Below are 17069 nucleotides of genomic sequence, written 5' to 3'. Positions count from 1 at the left end.
TTCGCTTGTCAACACTTTTTTGAAACTTTTTTGAAACTTTTTTTCATCAAGTGCTTCAACCGCAACATACCATAGTCCGTACGGGATTCGAACCCGTGTTACCGCCGTGAAAAGGCGGTGTCTTAACCCCTTGACCAACGGACCAGAGTTGTTTTCAACTCTTACTATTATACAGACTTTTTCTAACTTGTCAACAACTTTTTTTATCTTTTTTCAAATTAAGTAAAAAGAGCCAGAATTATACTGACTCTTCTATTGATTATTAAACTTAGAAGCACGTTCTTCTCCCCACCAATATGGGATTAGTTCTGCGATTTTCACCGTCTTTCTTGTATCGTAGTCCATCATGAATTCTGCGTCCTTATTTTCAGCGTTCAACTCTAAGAGGAACTCTCTGCAAGCGCCACAAGGCATACCCGAACTTCCACCATAAGGTGGTTTGTCTCGAAAGGCTAAGACTTTTTTAACCTTAGTTTGTCCCGAGAATTGATACATATTAAAGAGTGCCGCACGCTCTGCGCAGAGATGGAAAACACCACAGGTTCCCTCCATACAGAAACCTGTAAATATTTGTCCATCTTCTGCTTCTACTGCGGCTACGACATGGTTAGCATAAACAAAATCAGATACTTCATGTGGATTATATAATTTCTGTGCTTCTTCGTACATCTTTTCCCAGATGTCCATTATTACATCCTTCTTATTTAGAGATTTCTTTTAACATATTTTCGATATGCTGGATTGATTTTTTACGGCCTAACAAAAAGATCGTATCTGGCAATTCTGGACCATGCATTTCACCTGATACAGCAATACGAATCGGCATGAAAAGATTTTTCCCTTTAATACCTGTTTCTTTTTGGACAGCTTTGATTTGTGGGAAAATATTTTCTGTCACAAATTCTGCATCTGTCATCGCTTCAAGTTTTGCTTTAAAGGCTTCAAGAACTGTTGGGACTGTTTCACCCGCCATGACTTCACGCTCTGCTTCGGTCAATTCTGGGAAATCTGAGAAGAAGAGATCTGTCAATGGGATAATCTCATCTACTGATTTCATTTGTGGTTTATATAGCTCAACTAATTTTTCAGCCTTGTCAGTTAAACGGCCTGCTTCCTCTAAGAATGGTTTTGCCATTTCAAAGATAGTTTCTAGGTCTGCATTCTTGATATAGTCATTGCTCATCCAGTCGAGTTTTTTCTGGTCAAAGGCTGCTGGAGACTTGCTCAGGCGGTTTTCATCGAAAAGTTTAATGAGTTCTTCACGAGAGAAGATTTCATCTTCGCCACCTGGGTTCCAACCAAGAAGAGCAATAAAGTTAAAGACTGCTTCTGGTAAATAACCTTTTTTACGGTAGTCTTCGATAAACTGAAGGGTGTTGGTGTCACGTTTAGACAATTTTTTCCCAGTTTCAGAGTTGATAATCAAGGTCATATGACCGAACTCTGGAGCTTCCCAACCAAGTGCTTCATAGACCATAAGCTGTTTTGGTGTGTTGGCAATGTGGTCGTCTCCACGGATAACATGGGAGATTTGCATATCATGGTCATCGATGACAACGGCAAAGTTGTAAGTTGGGTAACCGTCTTTCTTTTGGATAACCCAGTCACCACCGATATTGCCACCTTCAAATTCGATATCACCTTTGACCATATCATGCCACTTGTAGATACCTGACTCATTGACAGCCAAACGAACCGTTGGGATGATTCCTGCTGCTTCACGTTCTGAGATGTAAGCCGCTTTTTCCTCTTCACTCATGCCAAGGTATTCATTGATATAGCGTGGTGTTTCACCAGCTGCTTCTTGGCGTTCGCGTTCAGCTGCCAACTCTTCTTCTGTAACGTAAGATTTATAGGCTTTTCCTTCAGCTAACAGTTGGTCGATGTATTTTTGATACAAGTCCAAACGCTCAGACTGGCGGTAGTTTTCATGTGTTTCTGGACTTTCATCCCAATCCATACCTAACCAGCGAAGGTTTTCAAGCTGTGAACGTTCACCATCTTCGACATGGCGTTTACGATCAGTATCTTCGATACGGATAATAAAAGTTCCACCGTGATGACGTGCGTAAAGGTAGTTGAACAATGCTGTACGGGCATTTCCGATGTGTAGTAGTCCTGTTGGACTTGGTGCGTAACGTACGCGGATATCTTTTGACATAGTTTCTCCTATAAAGTCTCTAGGCGTCTGCCTTTTTGCTCTCTATATTATATCACAAGTCTTGGCTGAGTCCAATTTCTATGGATAAAGAGAGTAAAAAGAGTGGACAAACCACTCTTTTCTTCTATTATAGACGTGCGTTAAGTTCTTTGCTCAATTCTTCAAATCCTGGTTTTCCAAGAAGGGCAAACATGTTACGTTTGTATGCTTCAACACCTGGTTGGTCAAATGGGTTGATAGCGTTCAAGTAACCTGAAAGGGCAATTGCCAATTCGAAGAAGTAGATAGTGTAACCAAGAGTGAAAGCGTCTTGCTCTGGAAGAGTCACATACATGTTTGGTACATCACCATCTGTGTGGGCAAGAAGAACACCGTCAGTTGCTTTTTTATTTACAAAATCAACGTCTTTTCCTTGAAGGTAACCAAGTCCATCAAGGTCTTCTTCCAAGGTAGGGATAATCACATTCTTACGAGGTTTGTCAACACGAACAACTGTTTCAAACATGATACGAGTTCCTTCTTGGATAAATTGACCCAATGAGTGCAAGTCAGTTGAGAAGTTGGCTGAGGTTGGGTAGATACCTTTTTGGTCTTTCCCTTCTGATTCACCAGCCAATTGCTTCCACCATTCTGAGAAGTATTGAAGTGATGGCTCATAGTTTACCAAGATTTCAGTTGCATAGCCTTTACGGTAAAGGATGTTACGAACTGCTGCGTATTGGTAAGCTTCGTTTTCAGAGATTTTATCTGAAGTGTAATCTTTACGAGCTGCGTTCGCACCTTCCATAAGGGCTTTGATATCAGCTCCTGATGCTGCGATTGGAAGCAAACCAACTGCTGTCAATACTGAGAAACGTCCACCGATGTCATCTGGAACCACAAATGTTTCCCAACTGTTAGCGTCTGCTTCAACCTTAACAGCACCTTTTTGGCGGTCAGTTGTTGCATAGATACGTTTGTTTGCTTCTTCTTGACCGTATTTCTTAACCAAAAGTTCTTTGAAGACACGGAAAGCAATAGCTGGTTCAGTTGTTGTACCTGATTTAGAAATCACGTTTACTGAGAAATCTTTATCAGCTACGTACTCTACCAAGTCAGCAAGGTAAGTAGATGAGATTGAGTTTCCAGCGTAAAGGATTTGTGGAGCCTTGCGTTCTTCTTTTGTTTGCAAGTTAGCAAAATGGTGATTCAAGAAGTCGATTGCTGCTTTTGCACCAAGGTAAGATCCACCGATACCGATCACAACCAAAACATCGCTGTCTGATTTGATTTGCTCAGCAGCTTTCAAGATGCGGTCAAATTCTTCACGGTCGTAGTTTTCAGGAAGGTCCAACCATCCCAAGAAGTCGCTACCAGCACCAGTTCCTTTACGGATCAATTCATCTGCTGCTGTTACTTGTGATTGCATGTATTCCACTTCATGTGGTGCAACAAATTTGTCTAAAACTTTTGAATAATCAAATTTAATATGTGACATGTTATTCCTCCAATATTTCTTCTTTTCTATCATAACGCTTACCTTCGTTTTTTTCAAGTTTTTTTGTCGAATTTCTCCAATTTTTATCAGAATTCAAACGTTTGCGTAAAAATTCCACATTCCAAAAATTTTGAAAAAATAAAAGAAAGAACGACCAGATGTCCCAGTCGTTACAGTTCATTCAATAAATACTCAAATAATTCTAAATTGCCATCTTCTTCATTAACCAGAAACTCTGGATGCCACTGCAAACCAATAATGCGGTGCTCATCGATAGACTCAATCGCTTCGATGGTCTGGTCTCTTGGGTCAATAGCAGTTACACGGAAATTAGGTGCCAAATCTTTAATACTCTGACGATGAACGGAATTAACTTGACTTTCTTTTCCAAATAGCTTAGCCACCACACTTCCTTCTACTGTCTCAATAGAATGAGATGTCCCGAAAGGTAGTCCTTGCCAGTGGCCTTCGATTTCTTGATTGAGAGTTCCACCAAAGGCAACATTAACAAGTTGGACACCGCGACAGATTGCCATGATTGGTTTATTCTGACGAAGCGCTTCTTTCAAGAGCGCCAATTCAAATTCGTCACGCACTAGGTTGTAATCATCACTCTCGATGGTCTTTTTCTCTCCATAAAACTGAGGATGGACATTTTGACCGCCTGTCAAGATAAGTTTGTCAATCATTTCTACATAATCGCGAACAACTGACTCATCACCAATAGGAATGACTAAAGGGAGACCACCGACTTGACGAATGCTCTCTGCGAATCTACAAGATACAGATGAATGAATGTTTTTACCTTCTGCGTCTACGGGACATAGATTTGCAGCAACTCCTACAACCGTTCTAGCCATGATGTCTCTCCTTTCGAATATTAACGATAGTCCTATCATATCACTCAAAACACCTTTCGTCTAATATGTTTTTTTTAAGTCCGTAATAAATATTTTTTATGAACAAGAAAAAGCTGCCCAAGGGGACAACTTTTTTCTTATTCAAAAACAAATTGATTGTGATAGAGTTCTGAGTAGAAGCCACCTAGTTTCAAAAGTTCATAGTGGTTACCGCGTTCAATGACTTCTCCATCTTTAAGGACAATAATCTGGTCTGCATTGAGGATGGTCTTCAAACGGTGGGCAATGACGAAACTAGTTCTGCCTGCTACAACCGCCTCCATGGCATGCTGAATCTTGCTTTCTGTCACCGTATCTACGTTTGAAGTTGCTTCATCTAGAATGAGAACTTCTGGATCTGTCATCAGGGTTCGAGCGATAGAAATCAATTGCTTTTGTCCTGTCGAGAAGATGCTTTGATCATCATCGATAAGGGTATCGTATTTGTCAGGTAAGCTTTCGATATAGTCGTGAATGTGGGTTGCCTTGGCTGCTGCCTCAACCATTTCTTGACTAGCATCTGGCACACCGAAACGGATATTGTCTCGAATCGTTCCGCTAAACAAGACCGAATCTTGCAAGACAATCCCCACCTTGCTTCTGAGACTATCTAAATCATAGTCACGAATGTCTTTGCCGTCAAAATAAATACCACCAGCATCAACATCATAAAAGCGATTGATGAGGTTCATAATAGTCGTTTTCCCTGACCCTGTCGGCCCAACAACCGCTGTCATCTGGCCTTTCGGAGCGGAAATGCTGACATCTTTCAAAATAGGTTTATCAGGCAAGTATGAAAAATCAATATGACTAATTTCAACACCTTCTTGCAACTTAGTGAAGATTGGAGCCTTTTCAGGTCGGATTTCTTCCTCTGCATCAAACATTTCCTGAATCCGTTCAGCCCCAGTAAAGGCTAACTGAAGGCTTCCCCAACTAGCTGCAACTTGGATAATAGGCTGGTAGTACTGCTGTGAAAATTGGGCAAACATAACAATCAAACCTAAGGCTGTACTTGTTTCAATAGTCTTATCGTTTAATAGAATAGCTGAACCAGCAAAGATGACGACGGCTGTATTAACCAGACTCATGCCATTCATGACAGGGAAGAGAATTCCTGAGAACATTCTTCCTTTAAAGGTTGCCTTGCGCACGCGCTCATTTTGCTCAAGAAATCCTGCCATCATATCCTTTTGAATTCCTTGCACAATCACGGCTTTTTGTCCTGAGATACTCTCATCCATATAGGCGTTGAGTTTCCCTACCTCTTTCTGCTGGAGATTGGTGTATTTGCGTGCCATTTTTACGATGAAAATCAGCATGAGGAAGGCCACTGGTGTGCTGGCAATGGTGATGAGAGCCAGCGTTACATTTCTCGAAAACATGACAAGAATCAGACCAATGTATAGAACGATGTTGCTCATGACCTGAATCAAGCTTTCGTTAAAAGCTTGGAGGATATTATCCAAATCACTGGTAAAACGAGACAGGATATCGCCATCTTGTCGGCGGTCAAAGAAAGAAACCGTCAAGCGAGCAAGCTTACCGAAGAGGCCTTTGCGCATCTCATTGGTCGACTCTGCAATCACGCGCGTCATGAGACACATGTATATGACACTAGAGATAAAGAGAACCAAAACCAGCAGGCCAAGATTGACCATGATTCCTGATAGACTTTGCCAAACAAGTTCTGGATTGCCATTTTGATAAGCTTGAACTAAATTAGCTAGCTGCGTCACCGCTTGTCCAGAAAAGACTGGAAAGAGGGCTTGGGCAAGAGTCGCTAGAACAATCATCAGTATGACAACTACAAATGATAGCTTATAGACTTTAAAATAATTCCAAAAAAATTGAACTGTTTTCATGTTACTCCTCCTTTCCTTTCTGTGTTTCGTAGATTTCACGGTAAACAGCATTGTTGGCAACCAAGTCTGCATGCGTACCTTGACCAATCAATCGTCCTTGATCCAGTACCAAGATCTTGTCTGCATGGACAACCGAGCTAATCTTTTGCGCGATGATAATGGTTGTCGTCCCCTTCAAGTCCTTATTCAAGGCTTCTTGAACCAGGCGCTCTGACTTGGCATCCAAGGCCGAGGTCGAATCGTCAAAAATCAGAATACGTGGATTGCTGACAATCCCACGCGCAATCGACATCCTTTGCTTTTGTCCACCAGAGAAATTGGTTCCCCGTTCCTCAACTGGACTTTCAAAGGTTTTTTCCATACGATGAATGAATTCACTGGCTTGAGCAATATTGGCTGCTCGCTCCATTTCAAATAGAGTGGCATCTCCTTTGCCCTGTCTCAAGTTATCAGCAATCGTCCCACTAAAGAGAATGGCACGTTGGAGAACGATAGAGACAGCTTTACGCAGGGTCCCTTCACTCACTTCTCGAATATCCTTGCCTCCGATTTTGATAGCCCCTTCCTGCGGGTCAAAGAGACGTGGAATCAATTGAGCCAAGGTTGATTTTCCTGCACCAGTGGCTCCAACTACACCAACCATCTGACCAGGTTCGATAGTAAAGGTCACATCTTTCAGCATCGGTTCCTTGTCCATTGGATAGGTAAAGGTCACATTTTCAAAGCTAAGACTTCCGACCAACTCTTCATCTGGCACATCCTTGAAGGTCATGGCTGGCTCTGCGTCAAGAATTTCTCGAATACGACGCATAGAAATCATGGCACGACTGACAGAATTTCCCAAAAATCCAACCATAACAATGGTAAAGATAATCTGGCTTAGGTAATTGACAAAGGAAGCAATGGAGCCAACAACTGACGGATCCGACTGAACCATCCCTGCAACTAGCCAAATAGAGAGGAATACCGACCCATAACCGACCAACATCATAAAGGGTTCCACTACTGAAAAGGCATAACCAATGTAAAGATTTTGACCGAGTAGCTCGTCTGAAACCTCCGTAAACTTAGCAAACTGCTCTTTTTCTTGGACAAAGGACTTGACCACACGAACGCCACGCAGATTTTCCTTGGCAATGGCATTGATGCGTTCAAGAAGGGTTTGAAACTTGGCAAAACGAGGCCCCATCATACCCATCATGACAGCAGTCAAACCAAAAATTAAGATCACCATGAGAACAATCACCCACCACAGAGAAGGTAGGGTTTGAACCGCCAAGATAAACGAACCGATGAACAAGAGGGGAAGTCTGAAAAGAATTTGGAAGGTCATCATGACCACGTTCTGAATCTGGTTGATATCATTTGTCATGCGAACGACTAGATTTCCCGCATTAAATTGTTCAATATTGGCATAAGAAAAGGTTTGGATTTTACGGAAGGCATCCTCTCGAAGATCGGATGAAACTCCTTGGGCAATATAGGCTGCTAGGACAACATTAAGACCACCAGCAACTAGACCGACCAAGGCCACACCAATCAACCAAGCCCCTATACTATAAATGGCTTCATATTTCCCAGCAAGGAGGGCGTCTAACACTTCCTGCAGATAACGCGGTTGCAAAAGTGAACTAGCAACCATCAAGCCTGTCATCAGGAGCGAAGCCAAGGCCTGCCACTTGTAGGTTTTTATTTTCTGAATCAGCATACTTTCTCCTTAAAAAATAGACAAAAGGGAGCGACAATGCGTCAGCTCCTTCTCATTCTGTTTGTGTGATGTTATTCTAGCAAAAAAGTGGGAACTTGTCAAAGAAGTCTCCTTGATACAAATTAGTGCGCTTTCATCTACAGTAATGCATGATAAAGGTTTTTATGGTAAAATAGTAAAAAGAAGGTTATAAAGGAGGGGAATATGGAAAAACAAACCATCGCCGTCTTGGGGCCTGGTTCTTGGGGAACTGCCCTTTCACAAGTCTTAAATGACAATGGACACGAGGTACGTATTTGGGGAAACATTCCCGAGCAAATCAATGAAATTAATACCTATCATACTAACAAACACTACTTTAAAGATGTCGTTCTAGATGAAAATATCATTGCCTACACCGACTTAGCAGAGGCACTGAAAGATGTAGATGCGATTTTGTTTGTTGTCCCAACAAAAGTGACACGACTTGTTGCCCAACAAGTTGCAAAAACCTTGGACCATAAGGCTATCATCATGCACGCATCAAAGGGATTAGAACCTGATAGCCATAAACGATTATCAACTATCCTTGAAGAAGAAATTCCTGAACATCTCCGCAGTGATATTGTCGTTGTTTCAGGACCTAGTCATGCAGAAGAAACCATTGTGCGTGACCTAACTTTAATCACTGCTGCTTCTAAAGATTTACAAACCGCTCAATACGTTCAAGAACTCTTTAGTAATCACTACTTCCGACTTTATACCAATACGGATGTTATCGGGGTCGAAACCGCTGGTGCTCTTAAAAATATTATTGCTGTCGGTGCCGGTGCTTTACATGGTCTGGGATTTGGTGACAATGCCAAGGCAGCCATCATCGCTCGAGGCTTGGCAGAAATTACCCGCTTAGGAGTAGCACTCGGTGCCAGTCCATTGACCTATAGTGGCTTGTCTGGTGTAGGAGACTTGATCGTAACGGGAACCTCCATCCACTCTCGTAACTGGAGAGCCGGAGATGCTCTTGGTCGTGGAGAATCTCTAGCTGATATCGAAGCCAATATGGGCATGGTGATTGAAGGAATCTCAACGACTCGAGCAGCCTATGAACTAGCGCAAGAACTTGGAGTCTATATGCCCATTACACAGGCTATTTACCAAGTTATCTACCACGGAACCAATATCAAAGATGCCATTTATGACATCATGAACAATGAATTTAAAGCAGAAAATGAGTGGTCTTAACCCTCTAGAGAAAGGATTCTTATGACATCAAAAGTTAGAAAGGCAGTCATCCCTGCCGCTGGACTTGGGACTCGATTTTTACCAGCAACCAAAGCACTTGCTAAAGAAATGTTGCCAATTGTAGACAAACCAACTATCCAATTTATCGTAGAAGAAGCTCTTAAATCAGGTATTGAAGATATTCTGGTTGTCACTGGTAAGTCAAAACGTTCTATAGAGGACCACTTCGACTCAAACTTTGAGCTTGAATACAACCTCAAAGAAAAAGGCAAACATGACTTACTAAAACTGGTAGACGAAACAACTGGCATTCGCCTTCACTTTATCCGTCAAAGCCATCCTCGTGGTTTGGGAGATGCTGTCTTACAAGCAAAAGCTTTTGTAGGGAATGAGCCCTTCGTTGTCATGCTGGGTGACGATCTAATGGATATCACAGATGACCACGCTGTACCTTTGACAAAACAATTGATGAATGATTACGAGACAACTCACGCATCAACAATTGCTGTTATGCCTGTCCCTCATGAAGAAGTTTCAGCATATGGAGTTATCGCGCCTCAAGGCGAAGGGATTAATGGTCTCTACAGTGTCGAAACTTTCGTTGAAAAACCAGCTCCAGAAGATGCTCCAAGTGATTTGGCAATCATCGGACGCTATCTGCTCACACCGGAAATTTTTGAAATCCTCGAAAAGCAAGCACCTGGTGCTGGAAATGAAATCCAACTTACTGACGCTATCGATACGCTTAATAAAACACAACGTGTTTTCGCCCGTGAATTTACAGGAGCTCGTTACGACGTTGGGGATAAGTTTGGCTTTATGAAAACATCTATTGACTACGCCCTCAAGCACCCACAAGTCAAAGATGATTTGAAAGATTACCTCGTCCAACTGGGAAAAGAGTTATCTGAGGGGGAATAGAAGAATATTTCATGTAAAAATAAGAACTAGGATAGTTAATTATCCCAGTTCTTTTTATTTTATATTGCTATTCTTTAGAACATCCATAATCTAAAGAGAAATCTGTATTTCTTACTTACTCTACTTATATTTTATGAAAGTACAACGATATTATTTGTTTTTTAACAAAAATGCGGCCACAATAAGTTTGTATAATAAAATAAAAAGCACCGAATCGGTGCGCACTTTTTCAAGTTGTGTACGGACAAAGCCTTATTTTAACTTGCTGTGTTGTTTCGAATAATTCCAACACTTGTATTGTATACTTTTCTTTTAAAAATTGCAAGAATAAATTGTTCTAAAATAGAATAACACTTCATTTTATAAGATTAAAAACTTACATGTTGAAAACGTTTTACAATTTCTTGATTTTAATAGTCAAAAGATATATAATTTAGCTAAAGTTAATATATTAGCGTTTACTAATAAGAACTTAAAGAGTATAACCCAAAGGAGAAACCTAAATGAGCAACAAACCTTACTCTATCGGACTTGATATCGGAACAAACAGCGTCGGATGGGCCGTCATTACGGATGACTATAAGGTGCCATCGAAAAAGATGAAAGTTCTGGGCAATACTGATAAACACTTTATCAAGAAAAATCTAATTGGAGCTTTATTATTTGATGAGGGGACTACTGCTGAGGGTAGACGTCTCAAACGAACAGCGCGCCGTCGCTATACCCGTCGAAAAAATCGTCTTCGCTATCTTCAAGAAATCTTTTCTGAGGAAATAAGCAAGGTAGATAGTAGTTTCTTTCATCGATTAGATGACTCCTTTTTAGTTCCTGAAGATAAAAGAGGCAGTAAATACCCTATTTTTGCTACCTTAGCAGAAGAAAAAGAATATCATAAGAATTTCCCAACTATCTATCATTTGAGAAAACAGCTGGCAGACTCAAAAGAAAAAGCTGACTTGCGATTGATTTATCTAGCATTAGCTCATATGATGAAATACCGCGGACATTTTTTATACGAGGAATCTTTCGATATTAAAAACAATGATATCCAAAAAATCTTTAACGAATTTATAAGCATTTACGACAACACCTTTGAAGGAAGTTCCCTTAGTGAGCAAAATGTACAAGTCGAAGCAATTTTTACTGATAAAATTAGTAAATCTGCAAAGAGAGAACGCGTTCTAAAACTCTTTCCTGATGAAAAATCCACTGGTTTGTTTTCGGAATTTCTCAAGTTGATTGTAGGAAATCAAGCTGAGTTTAAAAAACATTTTGACTTGGAAGAAAAAGCCCCACTACAATTCTCTAAAGATACCTATGATGAGGATTTGGAAAACTTGCTCGGACAAATTGGAGATGGTTTTGCAGACCTTTTCCTAGTTGCTAAAAAACTCTATGACGCCATTCTTCTATCTGGAATTTTGACTGTCACAGATCCTTCAACCAAGGCTCCACTATCGGCGTCTATGATTGAGCGCTATGAAAATCACCAAAAAGATTTGGCATCTTTAAAACAATTCATCAAAAACAATCTTCCAGCAGAAAAATGTGTTGAAGTTTTTTCTGATCAATCTAAAGACGGGTATGCTGGGTATATCGATGGCAAGACCACTCAAGAAGCATTTTACAAATACATCAAAAATCTTCTCTCTAAATTAGAAGGAGCATATTATTTCCTTGATAAAATTGAACGCGAAGATTTTTTGAGAAAACAACGCACCTTTGATAATGGTTCTATTCCTCACCAAATTCATCTTCAAGAGATGAATGCTATTCTCCGTCGGCAAGGAGAACATTATCCATTCCTGAAGGAAAACAGAGAAAAGATTGAGAAAATCTTGACCTTCCGCATTCCATACCATGTTGGCCCATTGGCTCGTGGCAATCGTGATTTTGCTTGGCTTACTCGAAATTCTGATGAAGCAATAAGACCTTGGAATTTTGAAGAAATTGTGGATCAAGCAAGCTCTGCAGAAGACTTCATCAATAAGATGACTAACTATGACTTGTATCTGCCAGAGGAAAAAGTTTTGCCTAAGCACAGTCTCTTGTATGAAACATTTGCTGTCTATAATGAATTAACAAAAGTAAAATTTATTGCAGAAGGTTTAACAAGGTATCAGTTTTTAGACAAAAAGCAAAAGAAAGATATTTTTTATACATTTTTTAAAGCCGAGGATAAAAGAAAAGTAACTGAAAAAGACATCATTCATTATCTACACAATGTTGATGGCTACGATGGAATCGAACTAAAAGGAATTGAAAAACAATTTAACGCTAGTCTTTCTACTTACCATGATTTGCTCAAGATTATCAAGGATAAGGAGTTTATGGATGACCCTAAAAATGAAGAGATTCTTGAAAATATCGTCCACACGCTAACTATCTTTGAAGATCGTGAGATGATTAAGCAACGCCTTGCTCAATATGACTCTCTCTTTGATGAAAAAGTCATCAAGGCACTAACTCGTCGACATTATACTGGTTGGGGAAAACTCTCTGCCAAGCTGATTAACGGTATCTGTGATAAACAAACTGGCAAAACAATTCTTGATTATCTGATTGATGACGGTAAAATCAATCGCAACTTTATGCAGTTAATCAATGATGACGGACTTTCCTTCAAAGAAATTATCCAAAAAGCACAAGTGGTTGGTAAGACATATGATGTGAAACAAGTTGTTCAGGAACTTCCAGGAAGCCCTGCTATTAAAAAGGGAATTTTGCAAAGTGTCAAGCTTGTTGATGAACTTGTCAAGGTTATGGGCCATGCTCCCGAGTCCATTGTCATTGAAATGGCCCGTGAAAATCAAACTACTGCTAAAGGGAAAAAGAATTCCCAACAAAGATATAAGCGCATTGAAGATGCAATAAAAAATCTAGCTCCTGGACTTGATTCAACTATATTAAAGGAACATCCAACAGATAATATTCAACTTCAAAACGACCGTCTCTTCCTCTACTATCTCCAAAATGGGAGAGATATGTATACTGGGAAACCTCTTGAAATCAACCAACTAAGTAACTATGACATCGACCATATCATCCCACAAGCCTTTATCAAGGATGATTCTCTTGATAACCGTGTCTTGACGAGTTCAAAAGAAAATCGTGGGAAATCCGATAATGTTCCTAGTCTTGAAGTAGTTGAAAAGATGAAAGCTTTTTGGCAACAATTGTTGGATTCCAAATTGATTTCAGAGCGCAAATTTAATAATTTAACTAAAGCTGAACGTGGCGGACTAGATGAGCTTGATAAAGTTGGCTTTATCAAACGCCAACTAGTTGAAACACGCCAAATCACAAAACATGTTGCTCAGATCTTGGATGCTCGGTTCAATAAAGAAGTGACTGAGAAGAATAAGAAGAACCGTAATGTCAAAATTATCACTTTGAAATCCAACATGGTTTCCAACTTCCGTAAAGAATTTGGGTTATACAAGGTGCGGGAAATCAATGACTACCACCACGCGCATGATGCCTATTTAAATGCAGTGGTTGCTAAGGCCATCCTTAAGAAATATCCTAAACTAGAGCCTGAATTCGTTTATGGTGACTATCAAAAGTACGATCTTAAGCGCTACATCTCAAAATCCAAAGATCCTAAAGAAGTCGAAAAAGCAACTGAAAAGTATTTCTTCTACTCAAACTTGTTGAACTTCTTCAAAGAAGAGGTGCATTACGCAGACGGAACCATCGTAAAAAGAGAAAATATCGAATACTCTAAAGACACTGGAGAAATCGCTTGGAATAAGGAAAAAGATTTCGCAACAATCAAAAAAGTGCTTTCCTTTCCTCAGGTGAATATTGTGAAGAAAACAGAAGAACAAACCGTTGGACAAAATGGCGGTCTGTTTGATAATAATATTGTGTCCAAGGAAAAAGTAGTTGACGCAAGTAAACTAATCCCGATCAAATCTGGTCTATCACCTGAAAAATATGGTGGCTATGCAAGACCTACAATCGCTTATTCAGTTCTGGTAACATACAAGCAAAATAATAAAATTAAAAACACAATGGTCGGCATTCCAGTGCTTACTAAATTAGAATTTGAAAGAGACCCTAATTTATATTTAAGAAATCTAGGAATCAACAATGTTTCACATGTAATAAAATTAGTTAAGCATACTGTATTGGAATTTAAACATAAATACGGAACCTATAGGAGATTTATAGTTAGCAATCAAGAATTGAAACGTGCAAATCAGATTTTTGTCACTACTAAACAAATGAAACTGATTTCTCAATATACCACTTTGGATAAAAATGAGCACGATAGCTTGTTAAAAAACAATCAACAACTTATACAATCAATTTGGAATCAATTTCTAGAATTTATGTTAGCAACAGACTTGGTTAATAAAAAACAGTATGATGAGCTTATTTTAACCAATAACCAAACTATTGAAGAATGTAGAAATATTATGAATAGGGTCATCACCACTTTATCTTTTACTAATATTAATGCTGGACAGAAAAAAATAATATTCGATGATACGTTATCATTACCTATAAAAAGATGGCAATTCACTGACAGCGATAAAATGGTTAAAAAAATAATAGAATCCACCCTCATCCACCAATCCATCACTGGTCTTTACGAGACTCGGATTGACTTAAGCAAACTGGGAGAAGACTAATGGGATGGAGAACCGTTGTTGTCAATACGCACTCTAAGCTCTCCTACAAGAACAATCACTTGATTTTTAAAGATGCCTCTCGGACAGAGTTGATTCACCTGTCCGAGGTGGACATCCTACTTTTAGAGACGACGGATATCGTTCTCTCCACTATGCTGATTAAACGTTTGGTGGATGAAAATATTCTAGTCATCTTTTGTGATGACAAACGCTTGCCAACGGCATACTTAATGCCCTACTACGGTCGGCACGATTCCAGTTTGCAACTCTCTCGGCAAATTGCTTGGAATGAAGATGTAAAGGCGGAAATCTGGACAACCATCATTGCACAAAAAATTCTCAATCAGGCTTTTTATCTAGGGAGTTGTGGTTTTCTGGAAAAGAGCCAGTCAGTCATCGATCTCTATCATGGGTTGGATTTATTTGATCCTAGCAATCGTGAGGGTCATGCTGCTCGGATTTATTTTAACACCTTGTTTGGAAATGATTTTAGCCGTGAACAAGATAATGATGTCAATGCTGCCTTAGACTATGGTTACACCTTGATTTTGAGTATGTTTGCGCGTGAGATTGTCTTGTCTGGCTGCATGACTCAGTTTGGCTTGAAACATGCCAACCAGTTCAATCAATTCAACCTAGCTAGCGATATTATGGAACCTTTTCGTCCGATTATTGACAGAATCGTCTATGAAAATCGAAGCAGTTCTTTTGTCAAAATCAAGCGAGAACTTTTTACCATTTTCTCAGACACCTTCCACTACAATGGCAAAGATATGTACCTGTCCAATATCGTCAGTGACTATACTAAGAAAGTCATCCAAGCTCTCAATCAACCCGAGAAAGGAGTTCCTGAGTTTAGGATATGAGTTATCGATATATGCGTATGATTTTAATGTTTGATATGCCCTTTGATACCGCAGAGGAACGCAAGGCCTATCGGAAATTTCGGAAGTTCCTCATAGATGAGGGATTTATCATGCACCAATTCTCCATCTATAGCAAACTTTTGCTCAACAACTCTGCTAATAACGCCATGATTGAGCGACTCAAAACTCACAACCCTAAAAAAGGAAACATTACTCTCTTAACCGTTACAGAAAAGCAATTTTCTCGCATGATCTACTTAAATGGCGAGCGAAATACCAGTGTAGCAAACTCCGATGCACGTTTAGTCTTTCTAGGAGAGGAGCCTAGAGATGAAGATTAATTTCCCATTATTAGATGAACCATTGGCTATTGAAAATGCAACCTTTTTAGTGTTGGAAGACCAGTTTACCTTTTCGACTATCGTCAAGCAGTTCTACCAGTACACTGATGATGGGGACTTGAAATTATTTGATAGAAATCTAAAATCTCTGAAAGAGTCTGAGTTACTGGTAATAACGGATGTCTTAGGATACAATCTCAACTCCTCTTCTATGCTCAAGCTGATACATGCAGATCTTGAAAATCAGCTTAATGACAAGCCAGAAGTCAAATCCATGATTGAAAAACTGGTAGCTACGATTACAGAATTGTTAGCATTTGAGTGCTTAGAAAATGAACTAGACCTAGAGTACGATGAAATCACCATTCTAGAGTTGATCGATGCTCTAGGGGTCAAAGTTGAAACTCTGAGTGATACACCTTTCGAAAAGATGCTAGAAATTGTCCAGGTTTTTAAATATCTTTCCAAAAAGAAACTCCTTGTCTTCATCAATGCGTCCGCCTATCTATCAAAGGATGAGTTAGTAAATCTGATAGAGTATATCCAACTCAATCAACTAAGGGTCTTATTTGTCGAACCTCGAAAAGTCTATGATTTTCCTCAATATGTGCTGGATCAAGACTATTTCTTGAACCCTGAAAATATGGTATAATAAGGGTAACAATTGGAGCCTGACGAGCTGAAGTCTGGCTGAGACGAATGGCGCGATTACGAAATTTCGTGAGAAAAATTTTTCTACGAGGTTTTAGAGCTGTGTTGTTTCGAATGGTTCCAAAACGATCATTCAGGAATGTGTCCATCATGATTAGTTTTAGAGCTGTGTTGTTTCGAATGGTTCCAAAACGGTTATCAATCATGTTATATAATATTATGTGTTTTAGAGCTGTGTTGTTTCGAATGGTTCCAAAACCTCTCTGTCACGCTCTCAATAGATTTGTCAGTTTTAGAGCTGTGTTGTTTCGAATGGTTC

At 39.7% G+C, this 17069-nt stretch carries 12 protein-coding genes, 1 tRNA gene and 1 CRISPR repeat array; of the genes, 6 read left to right on the top strand and 7 right to left on the bottom strand.

The features are described from left to right. Positions 1–72: 72 nt before the first annotated feature. From HMPREF2701_RS07015 to patA, 7 genes are all read right to left on the bottom strand, one after another. A tRNA-Glu gene (locus HMPREF2701_RS07015) sits at positions 73–144 on the bottom strand. Positions 145–252: 108 nt separating this feature from the next. Then, positions 253–687, bottom strand: coding sequence for a cytidine deaminase family protein (locus tag HMPREF2701_RS07010; protein ID WP_049515878.1), 435 nt, complete (start codon positions 685–687; stop codon positions 253–255). Between the two features lie 13 nt (positions 688–700). After that, on the bottom strand, positions 701–2161 hold the full coding sequence (gene gltX / locus HMPREF2701_RS07005) for a glutamate--tRNA ligase (protein WP_049515880.1): 1461 nt from the start codon (positions 2159–2161) through the stop codon (positions 701–703). Positions 2162–2288: 127 nt separating this feature from the next. After that, positions 2289–3638 (bottom strand): glucose-6-phosphate isomerase, encoded by a 1350-nt coding sequence (locus HMPREF2701_RS07000; protein ID WP_070482565.1) that lies wholly within the window; start codon positions 3636–3638, stop codon positions 2289–2291. Positions 3639–3808: 170 nt separating this feature from the next. Continuing rightward, positions 3809–4498, bottom strand: a complete 690-nt coding sequence (locus tag HMPREF2701_RS06990; RefSeq protein ID WP_070482562.1) for a gamma-glutamyl-gamma-aminobutyrate hydrolase family protein — start codon at positions 4496–4498, stop codon at positions 3809–3811. 137 nt (positions 4499–4635) lie between these two features. Further along, complete coding sequence (gene patB / locus HMPREF2701_RS06985; protein ID WP_070482560.1) at positions 4636–6402, bottom strand: multidrug efflux ABC transporter subunit PatB; 1767 nt, start codon at positions 6400–6402, stop codon at positions 4636–4638. 1 nt (position 6403) lies between these two features. Next, positions 6404–8110 carry a multidrug efflux ABC transporter subunit PatA gene (gene patA / locus HMPREF2701_RS06980; RefSeq protein ID WP_049486964.1) on the bottom strand — a complete coding sequence of 569 codons (1707 nt, stop codon included), beginning with the start codon at positions 8108–8110 and terminating at the stop codon, positions 6404–6406. Positions 8111–8314: 204 nt separating this feature from the next. Here patA and HMPREF2701_RS06975 point away from each other — a divergent pair, with 204 nt between their 5' ends. From HMPREF2701_RS06975 to csn2, 6 genes are all read left to right on the top strand, one after another. After that, positions 8315–9331, top strand: coding sequence for an NAD(P)H-dependent glycerol-3-phosphate dehydrogenase (locus HMPREF2701_RS06975; protein ID WP_061590508.1), 1017 nt, complete (start codon positions 8315–8317; stop codon positions 9329–9331). A 21-nt stretch (positions 9332–9352) separates the two neighbouring features. Beyond that, positions 9353–10252 (top strand): UTP--glucose-1-phosphate uridylyltransferase GalU, encoded by a 900-nt coding sequence (gene galU, locus HMPREF2701_RS06970; RefSeq protein ID WP_061590507.1) that lies wholly within the window; start codon positions 9353–9355, stop codon positions 10250–10252. A gap of 503 nt (positions 10253–10755) precedes the next feature. Then, the gene (cas9, locus tag HMPREF2701_RS06965) at positions 10756–14892 is read left to right on the top strand and encodes a type II CRISPR RNA-guided endonuclease Cas9 (RefSeq protein WP_070482558.1); all 4137 of its coding nucleotides are present in this window, start codon (positions 10756–10758) and stop codon (positions 14890–14892) included. Further along, positions 14892–15758 (top strand): type II CRISPR-associated endonuclease Cas1, encoded by an 867-nt coding sequence (gene cas1, locus HMPREF2701_RS06960; protein ID WP_049486968.1) that lies wholly within the window; start codon positions 14892–14894, stop codon positions 15756–15758. Before cas9 ends, cas1 begins: the two co-directional genes overlap by 1 nt. Next, on the top strand, positions 15755–16099 hold the full coding sequence (gene cas2 / locus HMPREF2701_RS06955; RefSeq protein WP_049486969.1) for a CRISPR-associated endonuclease Cas2: 345 nt from the start codon (positions 15755–15757) through the stop codon (positions 16097–16099). The genes cas1 and cas2 overlap by 4 nt, the downstream gene beginning before the upstream one ends. Then, entirely contained in the window at positions 16089–16751 is a 663-nt protein-coding gene (gene csn2 / locus HMPREF2701_RS06950; RefSeq protein WP_049486971.1) for a type II-A CRISPR-associated protein Csn2, read from the top strand. Before cas2 ends, csn2 begins: the two co-directional genes overlap by 11 nt. A 90-nt stretch (positions 16752–16841) precedes the next feature. After that, a CRISPR array of direct repeats spans positions 16842–17069; the repeat unit is 30 nt; unit sequence GTTTTAGAGCTGTGTTGTTTCGAATGGTTC.

The organism is Streptococcus sp. HMSC077D04 (assembly GCF_001808785.1).
GTDB classification, from domain to species: Bacteria; Bacillota; Bacilli; order Lactobacillales; family Streptococcaceae; genus Streptococcus; species Streptococcus mitis_BX.
The sequence above is the reverse complement of the archived record's forward strand: the minus strand, read 5'-3'. Positions and strand labels throughout refer to the sequence as shown.